We start from the raw sequence: 26,882 nt of genomic DNA, 5'->3' as shown, positions 1-26,882 counted from the left end.
CTCGCAACCGTACCGATGTTGTTAAACAGTTGCAAGCAGCCGACGGTGTGAACGTCGTCTCTTCGGCCCCGTCGACCGCCCCGGGGTACCCGATCGTCGAGGGGTCAGCCGGTAGGTTGGATCAGCCGTGACCGACGACGCCCGCCCTCCCGCCGACGAGTCCCCGACGGTCTTGACGGCCCCTCCGGACCCGGCGGCGCCCACGGTCCCCGCCGTCGTCGCCGTGGTCGTCACCCACGACCCTGGTCCCTGGTTCGATGACGTCCTGCGCTCCCTCGCGGAGCAGACCTACCAGCAGCTCTCGGTGCTCGTCGTCGACGTCGCCAGCGGCGAGGACCCGACCCCCCGGGTGGCGCCCGTGCTCCCCGACGCACGCGTCAAGCGGCTCGACCACGCCCCCGGCTACGGCGCCGCCGCCAACGTCGTGCTCGACCTCGTCGAGGGGGCCGCGTTCTACCTGCTGCTCCACGACGACGTCGCCCTCGACCGCGAGGCGGTCCGGTACCTGGTGGAGGAGGCCTTCCGCACCAACGGCGGCGTCCTCGGACCCAAGCTGCTCGACTGGCACGACCCGCGGCGGATCCGCTCGGTCGGGGGGTCGGTCGACAAGACCGCGGCCCCGGCTCCCTTCGCCGAGCCCGACGAGCTCGACCAGGAGCAGCACGACGCGGTGCGCGACGTGTTCTACCTGGCCGGGGGAGCGACGCTCGTCCGCGCCGATCTGTTCGCGACCATCGGCGGTTTCGACCCCGGCATCACCTACCACGGCGACGACGTCGACCTATGCTGGCGGGCCCACCTCGCCGGCGCCCGCGTGGTCATCGTCCCCGCCGCCACCGCCCGCCACCTCGAGGCCCTGGGCGTCCGGCGGCCCGGCGACGACCGCCGCCGGCTCCAGCAGCGTCACCGGGTGCGGGCCCTGCTCTCGAACTACGGCCCGGTCCACCTCGCCCGGGTGGCTCCCCAGGCCATGGTGATGTCGGCCCTGGAGGTCATCTTCGCCGTGGTGAGCGGGCGCTTCCGCCACGCTGCCGAGGTGGCCGGGGCCTGGAGCTGGAACCTCCGCCACGGCGGGGCGGTCCTCCGGCGCCGCCGGCGCAACGCCCGGATCCGCACCGTCAAGGATAGCGAGGTGCGCGACCTGCAGGTCCGCGGCAGCGCCCGTCTCACAGCCTTCCTGCGCGGGCAGGTGGGGCCGGCCGACGACCGCTTCGGGGCCCTCGCCGCGACCGGGCGCGGCCTGTCCTCGGCCCTGCGCGCCCCGCTCAGCCGAGTCGCGGTGACCGCCGCGGCGGTCACGCTCGCGCTCATGGCCCTGGGGACCCGGAACCTGCTGTTCCAGCCCCTGCCCGCCGTGGGTGATCTCAGCGCCTTCCCCGCCTCGGCGGTCGACCTGCTCCGCACCCACGCGTCGGGTTGGCGCACGACCGCCGGCGGCGGCACCGCGCCGTCGCCCACGGGCAACGGCGCCTTCGGGCTCCTCGGGCTCCTCTCGTTCGGGTCGATGGGCGTGGCCCGGAAGCTGGCCATCTTGGCCCTGCTGCCGGCCGGCCCGCTCGGCATCTGGCGGCTGGCCCGGCCCATCGGCTCCATCCGCGCCGGTGCCACCGCGGTCGTCGTCTACGCCGCGGTCCCCGTCCCCTACAACGCTCTCGCCGACGGCTCCTGGTCGGCCTTGGCGGCCTACGCCTCAGTGCCGTGGATCGTGCTCGGTCTGGCCCGCGCCATGGGGCTGGCCCCGTTCGGCCGCGCCGACATGGCCGACGCCGAGGCCGACCCCGCCATCGCCCCCACCAGCGTCCCCGCCCGCCTGTTGGGCATAGGCCTGGCCGTGGGCCTGGCCGGGATCATCACCCCCGCCATCGTGCCGTTGACCGGTCTGGTGGCCGGGGGCCTGCTCGTGGGCTCCGTCGTGGCCGGTCGGGTCACGGGCCTGTTCCGGCTCCTGGTCACCGCCATCGGTGGCGTGGTCGTGGCGGTTGCGCTGCACCTCCCGTGGAGCGCGTCGATCCTGGTCGACGGAGGCGGCTGGGACGCGGTGGTCGGCGCCGATGGTTCCACGATCCCGCCGATCGGCGAGCTCCTCCGCTTCGAGAGCGGCCCCTTCGGCGGGACGCCCCTCGGCTGGGCGATCCTCGCAGCCGGCGCCCTCCCCCTGGTGATCGGGCGGGGATGGCGCCTGGCGTGGGCGGTCCGGGCCTGGTTCGTCGCCCTCTCGGGCTGGGGCACCCTGCTCGCGGCCGAGCAGGGGTGGCTGCCGTTCGACCTTCCCCCGACCGAGCTGCTGCTGGTGCCCGCCGCGGTGGGCCTCGCCCTGAGCGCGGCACTCGGCATGGCCGCCTTCGAGGTCGACCTGCGCCACTACGGGTTCGGGTGGCGCCAGGGCGCGTCGATCCTCGCTGCCCTCGCGGTCCTTGCCGGCGGCGTCACCCTCGCGCCGGCCATCGTCGGGGGGCGCTGGGACGTCCCCCGCGGCGACCTGAACCGGGCCCTGGCGCCGACCCTCGCGGATGACGGCGCCCGCGAGGCGCGCGTGCTGTGGCTGGGCGACCCCGAGCTGCTGCCCCTGGGCGGCCACCGCGACGACGACGTCGCCCTGGCCACCAGCGACGGCCTGCCCGATGTCACCACCCACTGGTCCGGCGCCCGGCACAGCAGCACCGAACGCCTCGCAGACGCGGTGCGCCTGGCCTCCGAGCGGCGCACCGTGCACCTCGGTCGTCTGCTCGGTCCGGAGGGGGTGCGCTACATCGTCGTGCCGACCAGTGCGGTGCCCGAGGCGTTCAACCGCGGCCCACAGGAGGCTCCGCGGGGGCTCACCGACACGCTGGCGGCCCAGCTCGACCTCGAGCAGGTGCCCACCGACCAGTCCCTGATCGTGTACCGCAACACCGCCTGGCGCGGCATGGCCACCGCGGTGCCGGCGGCGACCGACCTGCCCGACGCGCCCGAGGGGGCCGCGGCGCTCGACCCCGACGACTGGGAGACCGTCGTCGAATCCTCCGACGCGGAGTCCTTCGGTGTACGCGCCCCCGCGGAGCGCGTGGTGGTCGCCGCGGTGCCTGCGGAGGATCGCTGGGCGCTCGAGCTGGACGGTGACGACGCGACCTCCGGTCCGGCCTATGGATGGGCGTTGCGGTCCGAGGGGTCGGACGGTGGTGAGGGCACCGTTGCCTATGACACCGCTCCCGCCCACGTCGCGCTCGTCGCCGCGCAGCCCCTCCTCTGGGTGCTCGTGCTGGTCGGGCGCAACCGCCTGAGTCGCCGGGCCGCCCGTCGCGGCGCGACGCCGGAGCCGGCGCCCGCACCCCCGGGACCCGCGGTCGACCCGGTCGAGAGCGCCGCGGTGGCTGTCGCCGGCCTCGCGGCGCGCACCGAGGCGGCCACGGCCGATGCCGAGGCGGGGGAGGCCTCGCGCCGCCACGCCCGCCGCCGCCGTCGCAAGGGAGGACGATGATGCGCCGCGGGCCCGCTCTCGTCCTGATCGGTGCGCTGCTCGTGGCTGGCGTCGTCGTCGGTCGCGACGGCGGCGCCGGGACCGGCTCGGTCGCACCTGGCCCCGAGCCGGCGACCCTGCTATCGGTCGGGCCGCCCGATGACGCTCTCGGCTCGATCTGGTTCTGCGCCGGGCAGACCGCCGGTGAGGACACCGCCGCCGACGGCACCGTGGTCATCGCCAACCTCGGTGAGTCCGATGCGGCGGGCACCGTCGAGGTGGTCTCCGACGCCGGTGGTTCCGCCACCGAGCCCGTCGAGGTCGCGGCCCGCACCACCGAGCGGGTGCGGGTGGCCGACGTTCTCACCGCCGACTGGGCGGCGGCGACGGTCCAGATGGACCAGAGCTCGATCATCGTCGAGCACGAGGTCGTCGGTCCCCACGGGCGTGACGCCGCCGCGTGCCAGACCCGGGCGTCGGACCGCTGGTACCTGCCGGCCGGGGCCACCACCCGCGACGCCCAGCTGACCCTCGTCATCTACAACCCCTACCGCGACGCAGCGCTCGTCGACCTGGCCTTCACGACCGCCGAGGGCGTGCGCCGGCCCACCGCCCTCGACGGCGTGCCCATCGAGGCCGGCGGCGTCCACGCCGTCGACGTCTCCGGTGTGGTCACCGTGCGCGAGGTCGTGGCGACGACCCTGACGGCCCGCCGGGGCCGAGTGGTGGTCGACCGCATCCAGACCTACGACGGGCGCGGGTCGAGCACCACCGACGAGGAGGCCGCCACCGAGTTCTACCGGGCCGAAGGCCTCACCGTCACCCCCGGCGTGCCGGCGCCGCGCCCGGTGTGGGACCTGCCCGCCGGGGTGCGCTCTGCGGGCATCCACGAGCGCATCACGGTGTTCAACCCCGGCCGGCGCGACGCCGAGGTCGAGATCACGTTCTCGCTCCGGGACCCCGAGCGAAACGACGAGCTCGACCCGTTCCCGCTGGCGGTGCCGGCCGGCGAGTTCGAGGTCTTCGAGGTCGACGAGTCCGACGTCATCCCCGAGGGCGTCACCCACGCCGTGACGGTGCGTTCGACCAACGACGTGCCGGTCGTGGCCGAGCGCTCGCTCGTCGCGGCCGCGGGGGCGTCCTACCTCGCCGTGCTGGCCAGCACCGGCTCGCCCCTGGCCGCCCGCCGCTGGGGCTTCGCCGCCGGTCGGCGGAACGGCGAAGCCGACAGCCAGCGAGTGGCGCTGCACAACCCGGGCGACGAGGAGGTCGAGGTCCGGCTGGTGGCCTTCGGCGACGGCCGGCGCACACCGGCCCCCGTTCCCGACGGCCCCGTCCTGCTGGCGCCCGACGAGCACCGGGAGGTCGTGGTGACCGACGTGCCCGACGGTCGGACCTCGATCGAGGTCATCGCCTCGGCGCCGATCGTGGCCGAGCGCCGGATCATCGCCCAGGGCCCGCAGGCCGACGCCACGCCCGAGGACGAGGAGGAGGACGAAGAGGGCGAGGAGGAGGACGAGGACGACGAAGAGGACGAGGGGCCCGAGATCGGTGTCGGTGCCTCCACCGCCATCGGCATCCCCCTCGGCCGCACCGTGGTCGTGCTGGACGACTGAGGAGCCGGGACCGTGCCGCATGAGGCCGTCGCCGGCACCGTGACCGTCGCCGGTGCCCGACCTCTTCGCGGCCCCGACGACGTGGCAACCTGCGCTCGTGGAACGGGTCCTGCTCCTCGTCGCCCTCGGCGGCGTCGCGGTGGCGATCGCCGCGCTCCTCCGGGCCCGCACCCGCCCCGACCCCCCGACCCGACCCGCGTGGGCAGTGCCCGACCACGTCGAGCGGACCGACTTCGCCCACCCCGAGACGCCGTGGCTGGTCGCTGTGTTCAGCTCGTCGACCTGCACCGCGTGCCGCAGCACCTGGGAGAAGGCCCGGCCGCTGGCCAGCGACGAGGTGGCGGTCCTCGACATCGACGCCGTTGAGGGCGCGGATCTCCACCAGCGCTACGGCATCGACGCGGTGCCGCTGCTGCTCGTGGTCGACGCCGACGGCGCCGTGCGCTCCAGCTTCCTGGGCGAGCCGCCGACCGCAGACCTCTGGTCGGTCGTCGCCGAGCTGCGCGCCGGCGACGCCGCCGCGCCCTAGCCGGGCCCGGAGGTCGGACGTCGCCGGCCCGAGGTCAGTCGACCGGGGTGGACTCGGCGGGGGTGGTGGGGGCGCCCTCGAGACCCATGCGCACGAGGCGGCCCACGGTGGCGCCGTCGACGGTCTCGTGCTCGAGCAGTGAGCGGGCGACGAGGTTGAGCCCGGCCCGGTTCTCGCTGAGCACGGTGCGGCACCGCTCCTCGGCCTCGCGCAAGATGCGCTCGACCTCGGAGTCGATGACCCCGGCGGTCGCCGCGCTGAAGGAATCGCGGGAGCCCATGAGGTCCTCGCCCAGGAAGACCTGGCCGTGGCTGCCCCACGCCTGCGGGCCGACGCGGGGGCTCATGCCCCACTCGGTGACCATGCGCCGGGCCCGGTTGGTGCTGACCTCGAGGTCGTTGCCGGCGCCGGTGGTCATGCGCCCGAACACGAGCTGCTCGGCCACCCGGCCGCCCATGGCCACGACGATGGAGTCCTCGAGGTAGTCCTGGTCGTAGCTGTGGCGGTCGTCGGTGGGCAGCTGCTGGGTGACGCCTAGGGCCATGCCGATGGGGAGGATCGTGACCTTGTGGAGCGGGTCCGCGTTCTCGAGCACCACGGCGCACACGGCGTGGCCGGCCTCGTGGTAGGCGGTGAGCTCCTTCTCGGCGTCCGACAGCGCCATCGACTCGCGCCGGGCGCCCATCAGCACCCGGTCCCGGGCGTATTCGAAGTCCTCGTTGCCGATCTCCTGGCGGCCCTGGCGCACGGCGTGCAGGGCGGCCTCGTTGACCAGGTTCGAGAGCTCGGCGCCGCTCATGCCGGGGGTGCCCCGGGACACGACGTTGAGGTCGAGGTCCGGAGAGAGGCGCTTGCCCTTGGTGTGCACGCCGAGGATCGCCTGGCGCTCGGAGGCCTCGGGCAGGGGCACCACGACCTGGCGGTCGAAGCGACCGGGGCGGAGCAGGGCCGGGTCGAGGATGTCGGGCCGGTTGGTCGCCGCCATCATCACGATGCCCTCGGTGGCCTCGAAGCCGTCCATCTCGTTCAGCATCTGGTTGAGGGTCTGCTCGCGCTCGTCGTGGCCGCCGCCGAGCCCGGCGCCGCGCTTGCGGCCGATGGAGTCGATCTCGTCGATGAAGATGATGGCCCGGCCCATCTTCTTGGCCGACTGGAACAGGTCGCGGACCCGGCTGGCGCCGACGCCGACGAACATCTCCATGAAGTCCGAGCCCGACACCGAGAGGAACGGCACGCCGGCCTCGCCGGCCACGGCGCGGGCGATGAGGGTCTTGCCCGTTCCCGGGGGGCCGACGAGCAGGATGCCCTTGGGGATGCGGGCGCCGATCTGACCGAAGCGCTCCGGGTGCTTCAAGAAGTCCACGACCTCGTTGATCTCGGACTTGACCCCCTCGTAGCCGGCCACGTCGGCGAAGGTCGTCCCCGGGCGTTCGGTGCTGTAGGTCTTGGCCTTGCTCCGGCCGATGGACATGATGTTGCCCATCTGGCCCGATGCTCGTTTGTTCAGCAGGTAGAGGAGGCCACCGAAGAAGAGGAAGGGCAACAGCAGCGGGAACCACGTGGCCAGGAAGCCGGGGCCGGGGGACTTCGGCTCGATGTCGACGTCCTGCTCGGCGGCGAGGGTGAGGGTGTCCTCGGGGAACTCACTGAACCCGGTGGTGGCGAAGGTCTCGCCGTCCGCGTAGACGCCCTTGATCTTGGCCGTCGAGTTGTCGAACTCGATCGACTCGACGCGGCCCCGCTCCACCTGGGTGCGGAACTCCGAGTAGGTGATGTCGGTGTCCTCCTCGCTGCTGGAGGTGACGGCGAGCATCATCACCCCGAGGAACGCGGCCAGGAGCACGTAGAGCGACCACTTCGGCCAGCCCGGCTCGGACTTGCCCGGTATCTTGCTGCCCTGGCCCCCATCGGGACCGCCGGAGGGCGGGGGAGACTGCGGACCCTGCTGCGACATGCGGACATGGTAGGGCCCTCCGGGGGCGTTGCGACCATCACCGAGGCCTTTGCCGGGGGGCGGTACCCTCACGGGATGGCTCGTCGCTGCGCCCGCCCGGACTGCGGTGAGACGGCGTTCACCACGCTCGCCTACGACTACGCCACCTCGACGGTCTGGCTGGCGCAGCTGACCGACGAGGCGCACCCCATGACCCACGACCTGTGCGCCCGCCACGCGGATCGCCAGTCGGTCCCGCGAGGGTGGCAGCTGCGCGACCGCCGTGACGTGGTGCCCTTGCCCCTCTTCAGCGTCGACGTTCTCGCCGGCTGAGCCGGGACCCCGATCGCCAGACGAGCCGCCCGGGCCCGCTGACGAGGGCCGGGCGCACCTGACCGGTAACCTCGCCCGCTCGTGGCGCACCGATTCCCTCGATCCGTCTGGCCGCACCTCCGACCGTGAGCGCACCGACCCCGGCCCCCACCCGCCCCGACGTCCCGACCAACCCCTCGTGGGGCCTGGCCGAGGTGGCCGTCGCCGCAGTGGCGACCCTGTTCATCAGCACGTTCCTGGGATCGGTGGTGCTGTCGGTGGCCGGGGTGGAGGACACCGAGGACGCGTCGCTGGCCCTGATCGCGTTGCTCCAGACCACGCTGTGGGTCGGGATGCTCGGCTCGGTCCTCGTCGTGCTGCGCCGCCGGGGCGGTCGCCTCGGCGCGGACCTGGGCCTGCGGCTGAAGGCCCTCGACGTGCCCCTCGGCATCGCTGTCGGCGTCGCTTGCCAGCTGATCCTGGTGCCGGCCGTCTCGTGGCCGTGGACGACGCTGCTGGGACGCAGCTCCGACGAGCTCCGCGAGCCGGCCTGCCGCCTCGCGGCGCGGGCCGACGACCCCGCCGGGATCGCCCTGCTCTTCCTGATCACGGTGATCGGCGCCCCCATCGTCGAGGAGCTCTTCTTCCGGGGCTTCGTGCAGCGGCCCTCGGTGGCCCGCCTCGGCCGCCCTCTGGGCCTGGTGCTCACCGCCGTGCTCTTCGGCCTCACCCACTTCCAGCTGCTCCAGCTCCCGGCCCTGGTGGTCTTCGGCCTGGTGCTCGGCCTGCTCGCCGAGCGCACCGGCCGGCTCGGGCTCAGCATCGCCACCCACGTGGCGTTCAACGCCACGACCGTGGTGACCCTGCTGCTCCTGGAGTCCTCGCTCGAAGACCAGTGCCGCTCGGTGCTCGGGGCCGTGCTGTGACCGGCATCGACGACCGGCCGGTCGACCCGCCCGTCGCACCGTGGCCCGGCCCAGATCCGGCCGACACCGACGGCGTCGCCGCCCCGGGCGAGGGGGCGGGTCCCGCACCCCGCTCGGCGGTCGGCCACGTCGGCGACGTGCTGCTCGTCGGCCTGCGCCGCCTGGGGGGAGCGTCGTGGGAGTCGACCGCCTCGACGGTGGTGGTGGCGGCGTGTGTCGGCTTCGTGTTCCTCACCGTGCACCCACGGCTGATCTTCACCGAGAACACGCCCACCGGGGGCGACATGGGCTCCCACGTCTGGGGTCCGATGTACCTCATGCGCGAGGTGCTGCCGCAGTGGCGCCTCACGGGCTGGGCCCCCGACTGGTACGCCGGGTTCCCCGCGTTCCAGTTCTACATGGTCGTGCCCATGTTGATGATCGTGGCGCTCAACGTCGGCGTGCGCTCGCCGTTGCTCGTGCTGTCGCTGCCCGCGGCTCTGGCGGTCATCCCCCTCGGGTGGTTCGTGCCCCGCCTGCACCGCTACCGCTGGGCCCTCGTCGCCCTCGGCTCGGCGCTGACCGTGCTGGTCACGCCCGTGCCCTACGGCGTCAGCTTCAAGCTGGTCGCGGTCTCGGGGCTCCTCGGCCTCCCGATCGCGGCGTGGGCCCTCGGCCGCCTCGCCGGCGCCCCCTTCCCGGTCCCGCCCGCGCTGGCCCTGGGCTCGCTGTTCTTCCTCTACAACCTGGAGCCGACGCTCAACTCGGGCACCGGCAACATCATCGGGGGCAACCTCACCTCGACGATGGCGGGCGAGTTCTCGTTCTCCATCAGCCTCACCGTCGGACTGCTCTACCTGGGCTTCTTGATCCGGGGTCTGCGCACGGGTCGGGGCCGCGGGATCACCGCCGCGCTGCTGGCGGTGTGCGGGCTGTGCCACATCATCCCCGCGTTCTACATGCTCGCCGCCACCGCCCTGGCCCTGGTGCTCTGGCCCGGGCGGGCCCGGCTGCGGTGGTTCCTGCCCATCGGTCCCGTCGCCGGTCTGCTGGCCGCGTTCTGGATCGTGCCCTTCGCCGGGCGCCACGCGCTCGTGAACGACATGGGGTGGGAGCGGGTGCCGCACGAGGGCTCGGAGCCGGCCCAGACGGTGTGGAGCTACCTGCTGCCCTCCGCGCTGCACGTGCCCATCGGCGTGGCGGTCGTGGGCCTCGTCGTGGGCATCGTGTTCCGGCGGCGCCTGGCGTACCTGCTCGGCCTGCTGACCGTCGGGTCGGCCCTCGCCTTCGGCCACGTGCCCGACGGCCGCCTCTGGAACGCCCGCATCCTGCCTCTCTACTACCTGTCGATCTTCCTGCTCGGGGCGCTGGCCGTGGCCGAGGTCCTGCGGGCGATGTCGATCCTGGTGTCGCGCGACCCGGAGCGCCCGACCCCGTGGGTGGGCGTCGCCGCCGCGCTGCCGGCGGTGGTGGCCGTGGTCGTCTTCCTGGGTGGCCCGCTCGCCACCCTGCCCCTCGTGTCGGGCACGACCCCCGAGGGCGAGGCCACGATGCTCGGCACCACCCGCAGCTACCGCAACCCGGGCTCGTTCTGGGCCCAGTACAACTTCCGCGGCCTCGAGGGCCAGCAGCCGGTGCAGGGGGCCGGGGCCGACGCGGTGGTGCCCGACGGCCAGGGCGGCTGGCCCGAGTTCCGCGACATGGTCGCGACCATGGACGGCCTCGGCCAGGACCCCGACCACGGCTGCGGCCGGGCGTTCTGGGAGTTCGGCAGCGAGCGCCTGGGGTCCTACGGCACGACGATGGCGCCGATGATGCTCCCGTACTTCACCGACGGGTGCATCGGCTCGATGGAGGGCCTGTACTTCGAGTCGTCGGCCACCACGCCCTACCACTTCCTGGTGCAGTGCCAGCTCTCCCAGGCGGGGTCGTGCTCCCAGCGCGACCTCGCCTACTCCGGCTTCACCCTCGAACGGGGCCTCCAACAGCTCGAGCTGCTCGGCGTCTCGTACTACATGGCGTTCAGCCCGACCGCGGTGGGCCAGGCGTCCCAGAGCGACCGCCTGACCGAGGTCGCGGTGTCCGGTCCGTGGCACGTCTATGAGCTCGATGCGGAGCGCACGGAGATGGTGGTCGGCCTCGACCACGAGCCGATCGTGCTCGAGGGGGTCGAACCCACCCAGGACAGCTGGCTCGACCCCTCCGCGGCCTGGTTCAACGACCCCGAGCGGTGGGACGTGCCCTTCGCCATCGACGGCCCCGACGACTGGGCCCGCGTTCCGCTCCCCGAGCTCGAGGCCCAGGCCGAAGGCGACGAGGTCCGTCGCGCCGGGGACCGCGAGCTGCCCGCGTTCCCCGAGGAGCAGGTGCGCCCGGCTGAGGTCACCGACATCGAGATGGGCACCGACACCGTGTCGTTCGACGTCGATGAGCCCGGCACCCCGGTGCTGGTCAAGGTGTCGTACTTCCCCAACTGGGAGGTCGACGGGGCCGAGGGCCCGTGGCGGGTGGCGCCCAACCTGATGGTCGTGGTGCCCACCGAGCGCGAGGTCACCATGAGCTACGGACGTACGTCGCTGGACTGGGCCGCGTACCTCCTCACCGCCCTCGGGCTGCTGGCCCTGGTCGGGCTCTGGCGGTTCGGGCCGGTACCGATCCCCGAAGGCCTCCTCGACCGCCGCCGCCGCCAGCGGCGCGAGGCGTGGACCCGGGCGCAGGCCGACGCTAGCCCGGTCGACGAGGGCGTCACCGGCCCTCCGCCGCCCGCGGTGCCGCCCGGCGGCTGGGGTGCGCCGGCACCCGGCCCGGGCACCGGTCCCGGGCCCTCGCCCCCTGTGGTACCGCCCGGCGACGTGGGTCCTCCCGGGCCCTCGCCCCCCGGCGTGCAGCCCGATGGGGCGCCGCCCGCCGACCCCCGGCCGTGAGGCACCGGTTGCGGCGGTTCGCCTCCATCGGGCTCATCGCCACCGCCGTCGACATCGGGGTCCTGCTGCTCCTCGCCCGGGGCGTGGGGCTCATCGTGGTGGCGGCCGACGCCGTCGCCCTCGTGGTCGCGGCGGGCGTCAGCTTCGGGCTCCACCGCCAGATCACCTTCGCCGGAGACCCCGCCGTGCGCTGGGTGCAGCACCCCCTGGCCTTCGTGCTCGGTGCCACGGTGGCCGGCGCGGTCGACGTCGTCGTGCTGCGCGCCGTCGTCGAGCTCACCGGCTGGGAGTCGGCGGCCACGCTGGCCACGGCCAAGGTCCCCGCCATCGCGGCGGCCTCGGGGGTGCGGTTCGTGGCCTACCGGTGGGTGCTCTTCGGCGCCGTGCGGGCCGAGCTGGCCGAGCGCCAGGACCGTCCGCCGGCCCCGGGCGACCGCCGCCTCTCGGTGGTGATCCCCGCCTACCACGAGGCGGACCGCATCACCGCCACCGTGGCCCGCGTGCGCGCCGAGCTGGCCGACGTCGCCCCGGGGGCCGAGCTGGAGGTCGTGGTGGTCGACGACGGGTCGGGCGACGGCACCGGCGACGCGGCGGTGGCCGCAGGGGCGGACCAGGTGCTCACCCTCCCGGCGAACCGGGGGAAGGGCGCCGCGGTGCGCGCCGGCGTGCTCGCCGCCCACGGCCGCACCATCGCCTTCACCGACGCCGACCTGTCGTACCCGCCGGCCCAGCTCGCCGACCTGCTCGCCGAGGTCGAGGCCGGGTGGGACGTGGTGGTGGGCAGCAGGGTCCACACGCAGACCTCCACGCTCGTGCGGGCCCGCCGGGTCCGCGAGCTGGGGGGGCGGGCCATCAACCTCTGCACCCACGCGGTGCTGCTGGGCGCCCACCGTGACACCCAGTGCGGGATCAAGGCGTTCCGCTCGGACGTGGCCCGCTCGCTGTTCTCCCGCACCCGGATCGACGGCTTCGCCTTCGACGTCGAGGTGTTCCACCTCGCCGAGCGCGACCAGCTCTCGGTCCGCGAGGTGCCGGTGCGGGTGGCCAACGCCGAGCGCTCGAGCGTGCGAGTGGTCCGCGACGGCCTCGCCCTCATCCGCGATCTGGTCCGCATCGTGCGGGGCGGCCGGGCCGGCTGGTACGACCAGGACCCCGAGGGGTCGACGGCGAGCACCGGGGCCGAACCGGGCACCCGCTAGGGTCGCCGCGCCATGGCCGACCTCGATGCCATCTTCAAGGCCTACGACGTCCGGGGCACGGTCCCCGACCAGATCGACGCCGAGGCCTGCCGGGCCATCGGGGCCGCCTTCGCCCGCTTCGCGGCCGACACGGAGGGCGCCACGCGCATCCTCGTGGGCCGCGACATGCGCCCGACTGGCGTGCAGTTCGCCGCCGCCTTCGCCGAAGGCGCCCAGTGCCAGGGCCTCGACGTGATCGACCTCGGGCTGTGCTCCACCGACCTGGTGTACTTCGCGTCCGGTCGCCACGACGCCCCCGGCGCCATGTTCACCGCCAGCCACAACCCGGCGCAGTACAACGGCATCAAGTTCTGCCTCTCGGGGGCCAAGGCCGTGGGTCGAGACTCCGGCCTCGACCGGATCAAGGCCCTGGCCGCCGCCGGCGTCGCCGACCACCTGGGCGAGCCGGGCCGGTTCTCGGTGCTCGACCAGCTCGACGCCTTCGCGGAGCACGTCCGGTCCTTCGTCGACGTCACCGCCCTCGCTCCGCTGAAGGTCGTGGCCGACACCGCCAACGGCATGGGCGGCCTCGTGGTGCCCGCCGTCTTCGCGGCCCTCCCGTGTGAGCTGGAGGTGATGTACGGCGAGCTCGACGGCAGCTTCCCCAACCACCCCGCAGATCCCATCCAGGTCGAGAACCAGGCCGACCTGCGGGCCCGGGTCCTCACCACCGGCGCGGATGTGGGCCTGGCCTTCGACGGTGACGCCGACCGGGTCTTCGTGGTCGACGAGAAGGGCGAGCCGATCTCGGGTTCGACGACCACCGCCATGGTCGCCGCCGGTGTACTCGAGAAGGAGCCGGGGGCGACGATCCTCCACAACCTGATCTGCTCCAAGGCGGTGCCCGAGATCGTCCGGGAGCGGGGCGGCACCCCGGTGCGCACCCAGGTCGGGCACTCGATCATCAAGGCGGTCATGGCCGACACCGGCGCCGCGTTCGGCGGTGAGCACTCCGCCCACTACTACTTCCGGGACAACTGGCGGGCCGACAGCGGCCTGATCGCCGCGCTCCACGTGCTCGAGCAGCGCAGCAAGGCCGGCGTCCCGCTCTCGGAGATGCGGATCCCGTTCGACCGCTACGCCCCCTCGGGGGAGATCAACACCACCGTCGACGACCCGCTCGCGGTCATCGAGCGGGTGGCCGGGGCCTTCCCCGACGCGGAGGTCGACCGCCTCGACGGGCTCACCGTCGAGGTGGGCCCGTGGTGGTTCAACCTCCGCCCGTCGAACACCGAGCCCCTCCTGCGCCTCAACCTCGAGGCCCCGACCCGGGCCGAGTGCGACGCCCACGTCGCCGAGGTCCTCTCGCTCATCACCGGATCGGCCCCGGCCGGATCCCCGACCACGGAGTAGACCCCCCCATGGCCCTCGACACCCAGCTCCTCGACATCCTGGCCTGCCCCGACGACAAGGGACCGCTGCTGTACTTCGAGGACGAGTCCTCGCTCTACAACCCTCGCCTCAAGCGGCGCTACCGCATCGAGGACGACATCCCGGTGATGCTCGTCGACGAGGCCGAGAGCGTCACCGACGCCGAGCACGAGCGCCTCGTCGCCAAGGCTGCGACCGACGACGTCACCCCCACGTTCGAGGCCTGAGCTGATGGCAGGGGAGCCGACCGACACCGACCCGACCCGGCGGGGCATCGACTCGCTCGGCCTGCGCGCCGCCACGCTCGGCCTGGCCGACCAGGTCGCCGACGCGGTGGCGGTGGGCGAGGCCGTCACCGGCCTGCCCGAGGGTGAGGACATCGCCAACATCCTGGTGCTCGGGATGGGGGGCAGCGGCGTGGTCGGCGACGTGCTCGACGCCGTCGGCGACCTGTTCCTGCCCATCCCCGTCGTCGTCTCCAAGGGCTACGACGCGCCCAGCTTCGTCGGCCGCGACACCCTCGTCGTGGCCGTCTCGTTCTCGGGCGACACCGAGGAGACGCTCCAGGCCGCCGAGGAGGCCCAGCAGGCCGGGGGGCGCATGCTCGTCGTCTCCGGCGGCGGGCGCCTGGCCGAGCTGGCCGAGGAGTGGGGCGCGGCGTTGGCCCCCGTCCCCGAGGGCATCGCCGTCCCACGGGCCGGCATCGGGGCCATGGTGACCCCGCCGCTCGTGGTGCTCGAGCGCATGGGCCTCTTCCCCGGCGCGCACGGGTGGATCCAGGCCGCCGTCACCCAGCTGCGGCACCGGGCCGACGAGCTCGCCTCCGACCACAGCCCGGCGGCCGCCCTGGCCCGCAAGCTGGGCCGCTCGCTGCCCATCATCTACGGCGCCGGCGCCGTGGGCCGGGTGACCTCATCGCGGTGGAAGACGCAGGTCAACGAGAACGCCAAGACCCCCGCGTTCGCCAACGTCGTGCCCGAGCTGGGACACAACGAGCTGGTGGGCTGGGGCCAACACGGTGACCTCACCCGCCAGGTGTTCCAGATGGTGTTCCTCCGCCACGACGAGGAGCACCCGCAGCAGTCGCGGCGCTTCGACATCCTCGAGGAGCTCCTCGATGAGGTGGTGGGCGCCATCCACACCGTCGCCGCCGAGGGCGACGGAGCCTTGGCCCAGCTGCTCGACCTGTGCCTGGTGGGCGACATGGTCAGCCTCGAGCTGGCCGCCCAGGAGGGCCTCGACCCCGGCCCGGTGCCGGTGCTCGACGACCTCAAGCGCGCCCTCTCCCACGGCTGACCGTCCTCGCCCGCCTCACCCGCCGGTCCGCAGCCCCCCACCCCGCCGAACCCCCCATCACGTCGAACTGGTAGCGACATCGGGTGTTCTGGCCCCCAGATCCGCTACCAGTACGGCTGCGGTCGCCGAACGTCGATGCCCCATCGGCGCGAGGGTGGCGCTCGTTGTCGTAGGGGGTCTCTAAGGTCGGGTCCATGTCGACCCGACGCAAGACCCTCCACAAGCGCCGCCCTCGGCGCGGACCCGGCGCTCGACCGGGTCCGTCCGGCCCCGAGGCGTCCCGCAGCCGCCCCGATGCCTCTGATTCCCGCGCTGGGGGCCGACCCGACGCGGGGCCCGGTCGGCACCGTGACCCCGGCGCGGGGTGGGGCGAGCGCCGCTCGGCGCGAGACGAGGCGCGGCCCGAGGATGTGGCCGCGCAGATGCTCACCCTGCTCGCCGCCGGTGGCGCCCCGCGGGTCGCCGCCGCCCGCCATGCTCTCCGCCGGCTCCCGCCTGCCGTCGTGGTGAACGCGGCGCAGCCCTTGGTGGAGGCCACAGTGGCGGCGGCGTGGACCGGGGGCTGGCAACCGGCCGAGCTCGAGTGGCACACCCGCCGCGTCGCCGGCGCGGGCGCGGCCTCGGTTCTGGTGGCGGCGGTCGCGGCCGACGCGGTGCTGCGCGCCGGGCGCGACCTGCACCCCCTCTGGCGTGCTCAGCTGAGCGAGCTCGGCATCACCCCGCCGGAGCGTCCTGGTCACGTGCCGTCGCGCTGGTTGCACGCCGCGGTGGGCGACGGGCCCGACGCAGGGGTGGAGGCAGTGTGCGACCTCGTTGCGGCCACCGGCCGCCTGCCGCAGCTCCAGGTGTTGCTCCCGGTGCCGGGTCGCCCCGACATCACCCTCGACGCCGTGGGCGACGATGCCGGGGCCGCACCGTCGGGCATCGAGCCCCGCGTGCTCGAGCGGGTGCGGGCGCTGCTCGCCAAGGCCGAGGCGACCACGTTCGAGGCCGAGGCCCAGGCCTTCACGGCCAAGGCCCACGAGCTGATGACCCGCCACTCCCTCGAGCACGCGACGGTCGCCCGCCCCGGGTCCGGGCCCCGCACCCGCCCCGTCGCCCGCCGCCTGCTGCTCGACGATCCCTACGCGGACGCCAAGGCTCTCCTGGTCCACGTCGTGGCCGGGGCCAGCCGGTGCCGGTCGGTGTCGCAGCCCGGGGTGCAGATGTCGACGGTGGTGGGCTTCGAGTCCGACGTCGAGGCGGTCGAGGTGCTCTTCACCTCGCTGCTGGTGCAGGCGCAGACCGCGCTGCAGGAGCTGGCGCGACGCTCGACGGCGGGGTCCCGGGAGCGCAGCCGCGGTTTCCGCTCCTCGTTCCTCCGAGGCTTCGCCCACCGCATCGGCGACCGCCTCGAGGCCGCCGGTGATGCGGCGGTCGCGGATGTCGACCGGGCCCGCGGGGGTGCGCTGGTGCCGGTGCTCGCCGCCCGGGAGGCCGAGGTCGACGAGCAGATGGCCCGGCTCTTCCCGGCCGTCACCAGCCGGGCGGGGTCCCGGCCCGTCGACGCCCTCGGCTACCGGGCAGGGTCCGCCGCGGCCGAGCGGGCCGACCTGCCGTGGGAGCACCTCGCGTCCGGAACCTGACGCCCCGGGGGTCTGTGTGCGCCGCCGATCGCATCTTGCCGGGACCTGGGGGCGCTCGGTCGGTGTGGGCGGCCGACCGCACGGCGCCAAGACCTCGACCCCCGAGACCATCGGACCTGGCGCGCCCCGGCAGCGCGTGAGCACAGGCGGACACGACGTCGCCGCCGAGGGCCAAGGGGCGACCGGGGCCCTGACGAGGGTCGTCCCATCAGGCGGTGGGCAGCGGCGCCGTAGCCACGGTGGGACCGTGGTTGAGGACCCAGCCCAAGTGACAGGGGCGGTCCGGGCCGCACGGGCCCAGGGCGGTGCCGAGGCTCAGGTCAGTGGTTGCCGTAAAGGTTCCGTCGGCCGCCACCACGATCGCATAGAGCACCGCCGGGTAGACGCACCGCTCCTCGGCGGCGGTGTCGAGGTCGGCGGGGCACTGTCCGAGCCTGACCACGGCCCCGGCCGGGAACCCGGTCCCCCGGACCGTGACCTGCTGGTCCGGCACGTAGGGGCCGGCCGGATCGATCACCAGCTCGGGCACGGGGGCCTCGACGCCGGGCGCGAAGGAGATCGGGACGGCCGCCTGAACCTGGAACCTCTCGTCGCGGATCGTGATGGCGCAGGGCGAGGTCGTGCAGTCCGTGCGGCCGTCGGGGGAGTACACCGCGGACCGCACGGTCACCGTGGCCACCAGAGCACCGTCGGCATCGGACGAGGCACGCGCCGAGGGACCGATCTGGTCGCAGGCGGACTCCCCCGGGGCGCACACCTCGATCACGAACGCCCCGTTGGGCCGGAGCCCCTCGGCCCGCACCGTCACGGCCTCACCCTCGGCCAGACCCGTGCGGGGAGAGGCGGTGATGCTCGGCGCGACCGGGGGCCCGACGTCGGCGAAGGTGAGGGGCACGAGGACGGCGCGAGGGGGTAGGGCGAAGGGGCCCACGGCCAGGACGCACCCGGCCGGCTCGATGGCGCAGTCGTAGGGCTCGGCCTGGTTGAGGTCCGCCGAGCCGCGAGTGATCTGGAGCGTCCGGCTCACCGACACCGTCTGCTCCGCCGACGCCGCGACCTGGCCCTCGACCCCGGCCTGCTCAACCGCTGATGTCGTGCACGACCTCGACGCGTCATCGGCGGTGACGTCGCCGGCGCACATCAGGACCACGGCGTCGGGCAGATTGTCCAGCCCCTCGACGCGGACGGTCACCAGATCGCCGTCGCGGAGGCCGGTGCGGGGGGTGACGTCGACCGAGACATCCTCGGCCCCGCCGAGCACACGGTTCCCCTCGGGCCCGGACGGGAGGGTGGAGCTCGAGCCCGGCTCGGGGTCGGTGCTCGCCGGTCCGAGCTCGGTCCGCACCCGGTCTGCGGGTTCATCGCCGAAGGTGTTGGCGGCCACGGCGATCGCCACGAGCAGGACCGGCACGGCTGCCGCGAGCACCGCCACCCGGCGGCGGCGGGCGCGGCGTGCGGCCCGACGTCGGAGGTCGTCGGAGCCCGGTCCGTCGGCGACGGGCGTGGTGCGGAGGGATTTGAGACGGGTCTCGATGTTCGTCACGGGAGGGCTCCATCGATGGGGGCGGGGTCGGTCCCCGGGTGGCGGGCGGAGGAACGAGGGGCGACCTCATTGGGGGTCTCGGCCAGGTGCCGGGCGAGAGCCTGGCGGGCTTGGTGCAGGGTGGCGCCGACGGTCCCGACCGCGATGCCCATGGCCTCGGCCACGTCGTCGTAGGCGAGGTCGGCCACGTGGTGCAGGACGATGGCCGTCCTTTGGCGGTCCGTGAGCAGGGCCAGCGCCCGTCGAAGGTCGAGGTCGGTGCCGTCGGGCCCGGCCACCGTCTCGGACTCGCCGGCGGCGCGCCGTCTGAGCAGGTGGTGCTCCATGCGGTGGCGGCGCTGGCGGCGGCGGACGACGTTGGTGGCCGTGCGCCACACCCAGCCGGCGGGTGACGGCATGGTGCGCACCCTCTCCCAGCGCTCGACGGCGCGGACGAAGGCCTCGTCGAGGGCGTCGGCGGCAACCGAGGCGTCACCGCACCAGGCGGCGAGGGCGACCGCCATGGACGGTCGCAGCTCCTCGTACCAGCCGTCGAAGTCCTCCACCATCACCTCCCCGAGTCACGAGCCTCCCCGCTCCTTTAGCGGCTGTCGGGCGTCTCTGCCGTGAGGGGGCCCCGACCCACCCGGTCGGTCAGGTGGACACGACCTCGAGGCCGAGGGCGAGGGCGACGGGGATCTGGCGGGGGTCGAAGGTCACGAACCGCACCGGCGGCGGCAGGCGGTCGGCCGCCGCGAGGTGCAGGGCGTCGACAGTGCGCAGCGGCTGCTCGCGGACCAGCTCGGCGGCCCGGTCGAGGCAGAGGGCGTCGACGGGCACGACGTGCACGCGCTCCCAGTCGTCGCGGAGCGCCCGGCGCAGGCGGTCGCGATCGACCGGGTTCTCGGTGACGCGGTCGACGAGGGGCAGGGCCTCGGCCAGGGCCAGGGCCGACGCGCACCACGAATGATCGTCGGCCATGGCGTCGAGCACGATGCGGCGGTGGGGCCCGGTGAGGTAGCGGCCCAGCAGGGCGGTGGTGTCGAGGGCCAGGGTCACGAGCGGGGGAGCAGGGTCACGAGCGGACCTCGGCGACGAGGCGGTCGAGGCGGGTGCCGGGCCAGGGGTCGAGGCGGACATCCGGCGGCGGACGGTCGGACCGCCGGGCAGGGGTCACCAGGCCGCGGGCGGCGAGATCCGGGATGGTCGGCACCCCGGTGCCGGGGTCGAGGGGTCCGAGCTGGGCCACCGGGCGCCCGGCCACGGTCACCACGATGCGCTCTCCGCCCTCGGCCCGGCGCAGGAACGCCGCGACTTGGGCCCGGAACGTGCGCACCGGCACCGACTCGGTCATGGCCGCACGCTACCGGACCGACGCCCTCACGTGTACACGCGTGGACACCTGAGGCGTGGCGCGATCCGCCGCCCGTGGGCCATCCTCTCGCCCATGAACTTCGCCTTCAGTGACGAGCAGGAGGAGCTGCGCAAGGTCGTGCGCCAGTTCCTCGAGAACAAGTCCTCCGAGACCGCGGTCCGCGAGCAGATGGACACCGAGACGGGCTACGACCCCAAGGTGTGGAGCCAGATGGCCGAGCAGCTCGGCCTCCAGGGCCTCGCCATCCCCGAGGAGTACGGAGGCTCGGGCTACGGCTACATCGAGCTGGTCGTGATCCTCGAGGAGATGGGCCGGGCCCTGCTCTGCGCGCCCTACTTCTCCACCGTGGCCCTGGCCGCCAACACCCTGTTGCACGCCGGCGACGCGGACGCCAAGGCGGCGATCCTCCCCGGCATCGCCTCGGGCGAGACCATCGCCACGGTGGCCTTCACCGAGGCCAACGGCAAGTGGGACGCCTCGGGCATCACCACCGCCGCCACCAGCGACGGCGAGGGCTACACCCTGTCGGGCGAGAAGATGTTCGTGCTCGACGGCCACGTCGCCCACACGATCATCGTGGCCGCCACCACCGACGCCGGCGTCAGCCTCTTCGTCGTCGACGGCGAGGCGTCGGGCCTCACCCGTGAGGCCCTGCCCACCATGGACCAGACCCGCAAGCAGGCCCGCCTCACCCTCGACGCCACGCCGGCCACCCTGCTCGGCACCGACGGCGAGGGCTGGACCGTGCTCGAGCGGGTGCTCGACCTGGCGGTGGTGGCCCTGGCCGCCGAGCAGGTCGGCGGCGCCCAGTTCGTGCTCGACATGGCCGTCCAGTACGCCAAGGACCGCGTGCAGTTCGGCCGGCCCATCGGCTCGTTCCAGGCCATCAAGCACAAGTGCGCCGACATGCTGCTCGAGGTCGAGTCGGCCAAGTCCGCCGCGTACTACGCCGGCTGGTGCGCCTCGGAGCTCAACGACGAGCTGCCGTCGGTGGCCTCGCTGGCCAAGGCCTACTGCTCCGAGGCGTACTTCCACGCCACCGCCGAGAACATCCAGATCCACGGCGGCATCGGCTTCACCTGGGAGCACCCGGCCCACCTGTACTTCAAGCGGGCCAAGTCCTCCGAGCTGCTCTTCGGTGATCCGACCTACCACCGCGAGCTGCTGGCCCAGCGCATCGGGCTGTAGCGAGCCCGTCCGCCGCCAGGCGGGTCACCTCGGGTCCGACATGTCGGCGCCATCGGCGTCGCCCCGCCGGGACAGCCCCTCGTCGGGCAGCGAATCGACGTCGAATCGCCAGCGGACGGGCGTCCTGGGTGCATCGGCCGGCGCGACGGCGACGACGCGCCGGCCCGACTGGAAGCACGACCCGCCTCGTCGGGCAGCGAATCGACGTCGAATCGTCAGCCGACGGGTCGTCGACGGGCGTCGGCCCCTTAGCGCCGCTCGCGCTCGCCGACCACTGGGGCTCGGCGTCGGCCGGGGCGCGAGCGGTGCCGGGCCCCGGTCGACGCGGTGAAGCCGAGCGAGGCGTAGAGGGCCTCGCCTTCAGGGGTGGCGTTGAGGGTGATCCATTCGACGCCGTCGGCATCCAGCGCGTCGACCAGGGCCTTCGTGGCGGCACGGGCGCACCCCCGCCGGCGCCACCGCAGCTCGGTCGCCACCGAGCCGATGTGAGCGGCGCGACCCTGCTCGCGCCCGGGCGCCGGCGCAACGGTGCTGCCCACGGCCAGGGCCGAGGCCACGGGACGGCCCCGGATGTCGTCGACCACGGTGGCCCGCCACGCACCGGAGGACCACCCGTCCGTCCAGGCCGTGAGGAACGGCGCGACCCACCCCGGACGACCGGCCAGACCGTCGCCCATGAACATCACCTCGCGCAGGCGGGCCAGGGCGGGGCCGTCGGCCGCGCCGGCGTCGCGGGCCACGGGCTCGCCGGCGTCCGCGTCGGTCGGCGGTGGGGGCGCGGTGGTGGCCGTCATGGTGAGCGAGCCGGCATCGCGGGCCACCTCGGTGAAGCCCAGCGCCCGGTAGAGGTGCACGGCGGCGGGGTTGACGGCGTCGGCCACGCTGAGGCTCACCCGGGCCGTACCGTGGGCCGCAGCCTGGTCGAGGGCACCGCCCACCAGCGCCCGCCCGAGGCCGCGCCCGCGATCCGCGGGAGCCACGGCGACGGTCAGCTCGGGGACGTCGGGGCCCACGAAGCCGTAGCCCGCCCGATCGGCCGACATCCGCCGGGTCCACGCGGCACCGACGCGCCGGCTCCCCTCCCAGGCCACCAGGCCCAGGTCACCGGGACGGCCCCACCCGTCGAGGTAGCGGGCGACGTGGTCATCGGCGAGCGGGTCGGCGGGTCGAGGGGTGCCGGGCGGAAACGCCGCCTCGGCGAGCATGGCTCGCAGGAAGGGCAGGTCGGCGTCGGTCGCAGGCAGCAGCACGGCGCGATCATGGCCCCCGGTGCGGGGCGGGTACCCCCGAGTTGGCATCATCGGAGCGTGAGCGACCCTGCGACTCGGACCGGACGCCGCCGATGCTGGTGATCGTGCTCATCGCGGTGGCGATCGGGCTGGTGGTGGCCATCGCCCTCTACGCCATCGGGCGTGAGGTCGTGCTCCTCGAGTCCCGGGTCCAGCCTGCGGTGTTCGAGCTCGAAGAGGCCATCGCCTTCGTCGCGGATCGCCTGCCCGACCCGGTCACGGCCCGGGTGAGCCTCGACGACGTGCGCTGGGTGCTGCAGGCCGACGCCGAGGTGCTCGAGGCGGCCACCGCCGAGGAGGTGGCGCAGGGCGAGAGCGACGAGGTCCTCGATGAGGACGGCGCCGTGGGCCGCGTGCTCGAGCGGGCCACCGACGAGCGCCCGGCCCTCGCTGACGAGGACGTCGTCGCCATCCTCGACGCCCGCCTCACCTACCTCCAGGCCATCGGCGCCGTCGGCACCGAGGCCCCCTTGGGCCTCGAGGCGGGTCCCGGTCCCGCGCCCGACGACGGGGCCGTCTGACCCGGCGGGGCGCCTGCTGCGCGTCGGTCGGGGGGCCGAGATCGGTCGTCGTCGGCGTACGGCCCTAAGGTCGGCCCATGGAGCGTCCCACCCGTTTCGAGCACAGCCGCTGGGTCGGTGACAAGCGTGACCAGCACGTGCACGACCTCGACCACTGCGACGAGGAGCCGGTCAAGGAGCTGATGGAAGCCCGCACCTACCTCTGCTTCGGGCCCGACACACTCGCTGAGGCGCGCAACCGTGGCTACCGCCCGTGCCGCTGCCCGGGGTCCCGTGTCGCCCGTGAGGCCGAGACCGACATCGACGCTGAGGCGACGGGCTAGGACGCTCCACCGTGCCGGTGGAAGAGCACCCCGTCCGCTCGGGGGATCTGGCCCTCGTCGGCCACCTGGCCCGACCTCGAGCCCGCAGCAGCACCGGTCGCCCCGGGCTCGTGCTCACCCACGGCCTGCCGCCGGCCACCGCCGGGGCCGCCGCCGCGGGCACCGACCTGCCCGAGCTGGCCGATCGGATCGCCACCACCCTCGGGTGGGTCGTGCTGACCGTGCGCCTCCGGGGGGCCGGCGGCTCCGAGGGGGACTTCTCCCTCGGGGGGTGGCAGTCCGACCTCGAGGCCGGCCTGGCGTCGCTGCGGGCCGTCGCCGACGTGCAGGGCACCTGGCTCGCCGGCTTCGGCACCGGTGGGGGTCTGGCCATCTGCGCCGGCGCCGCCGACCCCGGTGTCGCAGGGGTCGCGGCCCTCGCCGCCCCGGCCGACTTCGACGACTGGGCCGGTCACCCGCGCCGGCTGCTCCAGCACACCCGGGAGATCGGCATCATCTCCACCCCGGGCTTCCCGGCCCAGCCCGAGCTCTGGTCCCGCGAGCTGCGCGACATCCGGCCGGTGGCGCGCGTCGCCCGCCTGGCGCCCCGGCCCCTGCTCGTCGTGCACGGGCTCGACGACGAGGCGGTGCCCCAGTTCGACGCCCGGGTGCTGAGCGACGCCCACGGCTCGGCCGAGCTTCGCATGATCGGCGGCGCCGGCCACCAGCTTCGCCACGACCCTCGCGCCATCGCCGTGCTGCTGGGCTGGCTCGACCGCCAGGCCAACACCTGACCGGCCCCACCGTCGGGAGCGACGGACGCGGACTCACCAGCTGCCGCCGCCGCCCCCTCCTCCGCCGCCACCGGAGAACCCGCCGCCGGAGAACCCGCCGCCCGCGCCCGACCCGCTCGAGCTGGGCGCGGTGGTGGTGGAGCTGAAGCTCGAGGCGTAGAGGGCGGGGACGAGGATGTTGCCCGACATCGTCTGCTCGACGGGCGGCACCGACGAGGCGGACATGGCGTGGTTCCAGGCGTCGGCCTCGCCGAGGGCGACGGCCCACGCCGAGTACTCCCGCAGCAGCCCGTTCTGCCACGCCCACTCGACGTGCTGGGCCTCGCTGTCGTGCAGGAAGCGGCGGAACGACTCCGACCGCAGGGCGATGGCCGAGCCGCGGGCACTGAGGCTGCGGGTGAGCTTGCCGTAGGCCAGCCAGCCGATGACGGCGGGGATCAGGACGGCGGCGACGATGGCGCCGACGGCGCTGCGCAGGCCGAACGCGGCCGCGGCCCCGCCGGTGCCGACCACGGCGACGGGGAGGACGAGGCAGAACGCGATGGCGATGCCGGGGTTGCCCCCCGCCGCACGGAGCCCGCCTCCGCCTCCGCCACCGAAGGACGGCGCCCGGTGGCGGAACACGTGGGACGACTGGACCCAGGCGGTGATCGCCTCGCCCGCCTCTCGCCACGCGGCCGAGAAGCCGGGGCTGTAGCTGCCCAGCTCCACCGACCGGTTGCCCCCGAGCGCCTTGTTCATGATGGGCGCGGTGGTGGCGTCGGCCGTCGCCGCGGCGGGGCCGGGGGCCAGGCTGACCTCGCTGCCGTTGCGGGTGATGGTGACGATGTCATGGGCGACGAGGCCCGAGAACCACGAGCCGATGGTCCGGTCGTCGATCTCCTCGCGCAGCACCACCGCGGCCTGCCACGGTTCGATGCCACCGGGGGGCACGAACTCCAGGCCCGCCAGCTCGCCCATCTTGGTGTCGGCCACCATCCGGGCGCCGGGCACCGGTGGGGGGGCGTCGGTGGGCGCATCGTGGTGGGGGCCGAAGGCCTCCGAGCCGAAGGGCACGAACGCGGCCTCGGTGGCCCCGCCGCCGGCGACCTCGTTGCGGCCGATCTGGCGGGCGAGGACGTAGGCGGCCAGGGCGACGACGGCGCCGATGGCGGCGACGATGCCGGCCCAGCGGAACCGGGCCGAGGTGTCGCGGCCCTCGAAGGGGGGCACGTCTCCGAAGCTGGCCTCCGCGGTTTCGAGCACGTCGCCGTCGATGGTGAAGCCCTCGTTGGCGTCGAGGTGGTCGATCGCGGTGCGGTAACCGCCGTCGACCTCGGTGATCTCGCAGCGATCGGTCGACCCGGCCGGTCCGCTGAAGCACCGGGGCTCGTCCAGCTCGGCGCCGAGGATGGTGGCTCGGGCGTCCTCGATGGGCACCGGCCACCCGTTGCCGATGGCGTCGAGGGCGAAGCGGTCCTCGACGATGGTCGCCGGCAGCGTGTAGGTGATCTCGTAGCGGTGGCGGCCGCTGATGGTGACGTCGGGGTCGCCGATGCGGATCTCGGTGGCGCTGCCCTTGGGGCTCACCGTGAACTGGTCGGGAGCGGTGGGCGATGACACCGTGATGTCCTGGGGCGCACCGCCGTCGCTCGGGATGTCGCGGAAGATGCCCCGCTTGTCGTTCGGGCCGTAGTCCCAGTCGATCACCTCCCGGATGTCCACCGTGTCGTCGCTGCGGATCACGGCGTCGACGGTGAAGGAGTGGATGCGCTCGCCGCCGACGGCGGGGCCGACGCACCCGGCGGCGGCCAGGGCCGCCAGCACCACCACCGCCAAGGCCATGCCGGCGTGGCGGATGGGCATGTTCAGGTTCATGGCGTCGGTTCCTCCGGTCGTGATCGGGCGGCGAGGCTCGTCGCCCTCACCCGTTGGCCCTCGGTCTTGGCCTTGGCCTTCGGCACCGCCTGCCCTTTGGCCTTCTGCTCCTTCTTCCAGGCCCGCACCCGGTCGAACGCGGCGCGCGAGTCGACGTCGGCCACCGAGAGCCGGGTGCCGTCCGCGTAGGGCCCCGCGGCGCCCTGCCAACCCTCGGGGCGCACGTCGATGCGCTTGGCCAGGAGAGCGATGAAGATGCGGGCCTTCTCCTCGCCGAAGCCCGGGAGGGCCCGGAGCCGGCTCAGCAGGTCGGCGCCGTCGGCGGCACCGGTCCACACGTCGTCGGCCCGTCCGTCGTGGTGTGCAACGAGGTGGGCGCAGAGGGCCTGGACACGCTCGGCCATTGCCTTCGGGAAGCGGTGCACGGCCGGTGGGCCGCGGAACGTGGCGAGGAAGGCCTCGGGCGGAGCCTCGGCGATGGCGGTGGCATCGAGGGGTCCGCCCATCCGCTCGGCCAGGACGTGCGGACCGATGAACGCCTTCTCCATCGGGATCTGCTGGTCGAGCGTCATCCCGAGCAGCAGCGCGAGCGGATCGGAGACGAGCCGCCGGTCGGCGGCCTCGTCGCCGGTCACAGGAAAGGTCGGAGGAGCCACGCCCCAAAGGTACCGTCGCCGCGCACCGGGCGAGAGCCGGGAGTGACGATCCGGGCCCGCAGCGGCCTGGGGGCGACCTGATCGTGCTCCGGTACGGCGCGAGGGGACCCGTGCGGGCGCCCCGGGCTGACCGCGGGCGTCGCCTACGGTCGCGACGATGTCTCCAGCGCTCGACCTGTCCCGACGCCGCGCC

Annotated in this window: 23 protein-coding genes; 15 read left to right on the top strand and 8 right to left on the bottom strand. The window is 74.2% G+C overall.

The window, feature by feature from the left end:
* Nucleotides 1-127: 127 nt before the first annotated feature.
* From VNL12_RS13035 to VNL12_RS13025, 3 genes are read left to right on the top strand one after another with little or no spacing between them, the layout of a single operon-like run.
* Nucleotides 128-3,457, top strand: coding sequence for a glycosyltransferase family 2 protein (locus VNL12_RS13035; RefSeq protein WP_325595238.1), 3,330 nt, complete (start codon nt 128-130; stop codon nt 3,455-3,457).
* A complete protein-coding gene (locus VNL12_RS13030; protein WP_325595236.1) occupies nt 3,454-5,052 on the top strand; it encodes a DUF5719 family protein in 1,599 nt (532 codons plus the stop codon). The genes VNL12_RS13035 and VNL12_RS13030 overlap by 4 nt, the downstream gene beginning before the upstream one ends.
* A 52-nt stretch (nt 5,053-5,104) precedes the next feature.
* Nucleotides 5,105-5,581, top strand: a complete 477-nt coding sequence (locus VNL12_RS13025) for a thioredoxin domain-containing protein (RefSeq protein ID WP_325595234.1) — start codon at nt 5,105-5,107, stop codon at nt 5,579-5,581.
* 34 nt (nt 5,582-5,615) lie between these two features.
* Here VNL12_RS13025 and ftsH read toward each other — a convergent pair whose 3' ends face one another.
* Nucleotides 5,616-7,535 carry an ATP-dependent zinc metalloprotease FtsH gene (gene ftsH, locus VNL12_RS13020; RefSeq protein WP_325595232.1) on the bottom strand — a complete coding sequence of 640 codons (1,920 nt, stop codon included), beginning with the start codon at nt 7,533-7,535 and terminating at the stop codon, nt 5,616-5,618.
* A gap of 75 nt (nt 7,536-7,610) precedes the next feature.
* On the opposite strand from ftsH, the gene VNL12_RS13015 reads away from it, so the two are divergent.
* The 8 genes from VNL12_RS13015 to VNL12_RS12980 all read left to right on the top strand — a co-directional run bounded on the left by VNL12_RS13015 (nt 7,611) and on the right by VNL12_RS12980 (nt 17,185).
* A complete protein-coding gene (locus VNL12_RS13015; protein WP_325595230.1) occupies nt 7,611-7,847 on the top strand; it encodes a DUF3499 family protein in 237 nt (78 codons plus the stop codon).
* A 125-nt stretch (nt 7,848-7,972) separates the two neighbouring features.
* A complete protein-coding gene (locus VNL12_RS13010) occupies nt 7,973-8,752 on the top strand; it encodes a type II CAAX endopeptidase family protein (protein WP_325595228.1) in 780 nt (259 codons plus the stop codon).
* Nucleotides 8,749-11,655, top strand: coding sequence for a hypothetical protein (locus VNL12_RS13005; protein WP_325595226.1), 2,907 nt, complete (start codon nt 8,749-8,751; stop codon nt 11,653-11,655). Before VNL12_RS13010 ends, VNL12_RS13005 begins: the two co-directional genes overlap by 4 nt.
* A gap of 8 nt (nt 11,656-11,663) precedes the next feature.
* On the top strand, nt 11,664-12,854 hold the full coding sequence (locus tag VNL12_RS13000) for a glycosyltransferase (protein WP_325595224.1): 1,191 nt from the start codon (nt 11,664-11,666) through the stop codon (nt 12,852-12,854).
* A gap of 12 nt (nt 12,855-12,866) precedes the next feature.
* Nucleotides 12,867-14,246, top strand: a complete 1,380-nt coding sequence (locus VNL12_RS12995; protein ID WP_325595222.1) for a phosphomannomutase/phosphoglucomutase — start codon at nt 12,867-12,869, stop codon at nt 14,244-14,246.
* An 8-nt stretch (nt 14,247-14,254) separates the two neighbouring features.
* Nucleotides 14,255-14,491 carry a Trm112 family protein gene (locus VNL12_RS12990; protein ID WP_325595220.1) on the top strand — a complete coding sequence of 79 codons (237 nt, stop codon included), beginning with the start codon at nt 14,255-14,257 and terminating at the stop codon, nt 14,489-14,491.
* Nucleotides 14,492-14,495: 4 nt separating this feature from the next.
* Nucleotides 14,496-15,560 (top strand): bifunctional phosphoglucose/phosphomannose isomerase, encoded by a 1,065-nt coding sequence (locus VNL12_RS12985; protein WP_325595218.1) that lies wholly within the window; start codon nt 14,496-14,498, stop codon nt 15,558-15,560.
* Between the two features lie 194 nt (nt 15,561-15,754).
* Nucleotides 15,755-17,185, top strand: a complete 1,431-nt coding sequence (locus VNL12_RS12980; protein ID WP_325595216.1) for a DUF2786 domain-containing protein — start codon at nt 15,755-15,757, stop codon at nt 17,183-17,185.
* Nucleotides 17,186-17,393: 208 nt separating this feature from the next.
* Here the strand turns inward: VNL12_RS12980 and VNL12_RS12975 are convergent, their stop codons facing one another.
* The 4 genes from VNL12_RS12975 to VNL12_RS12960 all read right to left on the bottom strand — a co-directional run bounded on the left by VNL12_RS12975 (nt 17,394) and on the right by VNL12_RS12960 (nt 20,061).
* The gene (locus VNL12_RS12975; RefSeq protein WP_325595214.1) at nt 17,394-18,728 is read right to left on the bottom strand and encodes a neocarzinostatin apoprotein domain-containing protein; all 1,335 of its coding nucleotides are present in this window, start codon (nt 18,726-18,728) and stop codon (nt 17,394-17,396) included.
* Nucleotides 18,725-19,276 carry an RNA polymerase sigma factor gene (locus VNL12_RS12970; protein WP_325595279.1) on the bottom strand — a complete coding sequence of 184 codons (552 nt, stop codon included), beginning with the start codon at nt 19,274-19,276 and terminating at the stop codon, nt 18,725-18,727. Before VNL12_RS12970 ends, VNL12_RS12975 begins: the two co-directional genes overlap by 4 nt.
* Nucleotides 19,277-19,361: 85 nt before the next feature.
* On the bottom strand, nt 19,362-19,766 hold the full coding sequence (locus VNL12_RS12965; RefSeq protein ID WP_325595212.1) for a type II toxin-antitoxin system VapC family toxin: 405 nt from the start codon (nt 19,764-19,766) through the stop codon (nt 19,362-19,364).
* A 16-nt stretch (nt 19,767-19,782) separates the two neighbouring features.
* Nucleotides 19,783-20,061, bottom strand: a complete 279-nt coding sequence (locus VNL12_RS12960; protein WP_325595210.1) for a type II toxin-antitoxin system prevent-host-death family antitoxin — start codon at nt 20,059-20,061, stop codon at nt 19,783-19,785.
* Between the two features lie 93 nt (nt 20,062-20,154).
* Between VNL12_RS12960 and VNL12_RS12955 the strand changes: the two genes are divergently transcribed.
* On the top strand, nt 20,155-21,270 hold the full coding sequence (locus VNL12_RS12955; RefSeq protein WP_325595208.1) for an acyl-CoA dehydrogenase family protein: 1,116 nt from the start codon (nt 20,155-20,157) through the stop codon (nt 21,268-21,270).
* Between the two features lie 248 nt (nt 21,271-21,518).
* Here the strand turns inward: VNL12_RS12955 and VNL12_RS12950 are convergent, their stop codons facing one another.
* Entirely contained in the window at nt 21,519-22,520 is a 1,002-nt protein-coding gene (locus VNL12_RS12950; protein ID WP_325595206.1) for a GNAT family N-acetyltransferase, read from the bottom strand.
* A 92-nt stretch (nt 22,521-22,612) separates the two neighbouring features.
* Here VNL12_RS12950 and VNL12_RS12945 point away from each other — a divergent pair, with 92 nt between their 5' ends.
* The 3 genes from VNL12_RS12945 to VNL12_RS12935 all read left to right on the top strand — a co-directional run bounded on the left by VNL12_RS12945 (nt 22,613) and on the right by VNL12_RS12935 (nt 24,176).
* Nucleotides 22,613-23,080, top strand: coding sequence for a hypothetical protein (locus VNL12_RS12945; RefSeq protein WP_325595204.1), 468 nt, complete (start codon nt 22,613-22,615; stop codon nt 23,078-23,080).
* 77 nt (nt 23,081-23,157) lie between these two features.
* Nucleotides 23,158-23,403, top strand: coding sequence for a hypothetical protein (locus tag VNL12_RS12940; RefSeq protein WP_325595202.1), 246 nt, complete (start codon nt 23,158-23,160; stop codon nt 23,401-23,403).
* Nucleotides 23,404-23,414: 11 nt separating this feature from the next.
* A complete protein-coding gene (locus VNL12_RS12935; RefSeq protein WP_325595200.1) occupies nt 23,415-24,176 on the top strand; it encodes an alpha/beta hydrolase in 762 nt (253 codons plus the stop codon).
* Nucleotides 24,177-24,209: 33 nt separating this feature from the next.
* On the opposite strand, the gene VNL12_RS12930 is transcribed toward VNL12_RS12935, so the two are convergent.
* On the bottom strand, nt 24,210-26,033 hold the full coding sequence (locus tag VNL12_RS12930; protein WP_325595198.1) for a DUF2207 domain-containing protein: 1,824 nt from the start codon (nt 26,031-26,033) through the stop codon (nt 24,210-24,212).
* The gene (locus tag VNL12_RS12925) at nt 26,030-26,689 is read right to left on the bottom strand and encodes an HhH-GPD-type base excision DNA repair protein (protein ID WP_325595196.1); all 660 of its coding nucleotides are present in this window, start codon (nt 26,687-26,689) and stop codon (nt 26,030-26,032) included. Before VNL12_RS12925 ends, VNL12_RS12930 begins: the two co-directional genes overlap by 4 nt.
* Nucleotides 26,690-26,882: the final 193 nt, after the last annotated feature.

It is taken from the genome of Iamia sp. (genome assembly GCF_035575815.1).
Classification (GTDB): Bacteria; Actinomycetota; Acidimicrobiia; order Acidimicrobiales; family Iamiaceae; genus Iamia.
This window is presented reverse-complemented; position numbering and strand designations above follow the sequence as displayed.

Bases quoted from the DNA above. Each gene is read 5' to 3' on its own strand.
- VNL12_RS13030 (WP_325595236.1), top strand. From the start codon at position 3,454: ATGATGCGCCGCGGGCCCGCTCTCGTCCTGATCGGTGCGCTGCTCGTG.
- VNL12_RS12995 (WP_325595222.1), top strand. From the start codon at position 12,867: ATGGCCGACCTCGATGCCATCTTCAAGGCCTACGACGTCCGGGGCACG.
- VNL12_RS12970 (WP_325595279.1), bottom strand. From the start codon at position 19,276: ATGGTGGAGGACTTCGACGGCTGGTACGAGGAGCTGCGACCGTCCATG.
- VNL12_RS12985 (WP_325595218.1), top strand. From the start codon at position 14,496: ATGGCAGGGGAGCCGACCGACACCGACCCGACCCGGCGGGGCATCGAC.
- VNL12_RS12980 (WP_325595216.1), top strand. From the start codon at position 15,755: ATGTCGACCCGACGCAAGACCCTCCACAAGCGCCGCCCTCGGCGCGGA.
- VNL12_RS12960 (WP_325595210.1), bottom strand. From the start codon at position 20,061: ATGACCGAGTCGGTGCCGGTGCGCACGTTCCGGGCCCAAGTCGCGGCG.
- ftsH (WP_325595232.1), bottom strand. From the start codon at position 7,535: ATGTCGCAGCAGGGTCCGCAGTCTCCCCCGCCCTCCGGCGGTCCCGAT.
- VNL12_RS12930 (WP_325595198.1), bottom strand. From the start codon at position 26,033: ATGAACCTGAACATGCCCATCCGCCACGCCGGCATGGCCTTGGCGGTG.
- VNL12_RS13015 (WP_325595230.1), top strand. From the start codon at position 7,611: ATGGCTCGTCGCTGCGCCCGCCCGGACTGCGGTGAGACGGCGTTCACC.
- VNL12_RS12990 (WP_325595220.1), top strand. From the start codon at position 14,255: ATGGCCCTCGACACCCAGCTCCTCGACATCCTGGCCTGCCCCGACGAC.
- VNL12_RS12940 (WP_325595202.1), top strand. From the start codon at position 23,158: ATGGAGCGTCCCACCCGTTTCGAGCACAGCCGCTGGGTCGGTGACAAG.
- VNL12_RS12955 (WP_325595208.1), top strand. From the start codon at position 20,155: ATGAACTTCGCCTTCAGTGACGAGCAGGAGGAGCTGCGCAAGGTCGTG.
- VNL12_RS12945 (WP_325595204.1), top strand. From the start codon at position 22,613: ATGCTGGTGATCGTGCTCATCGCGGTGGCGATCGGGCTGGTGGTGGCC.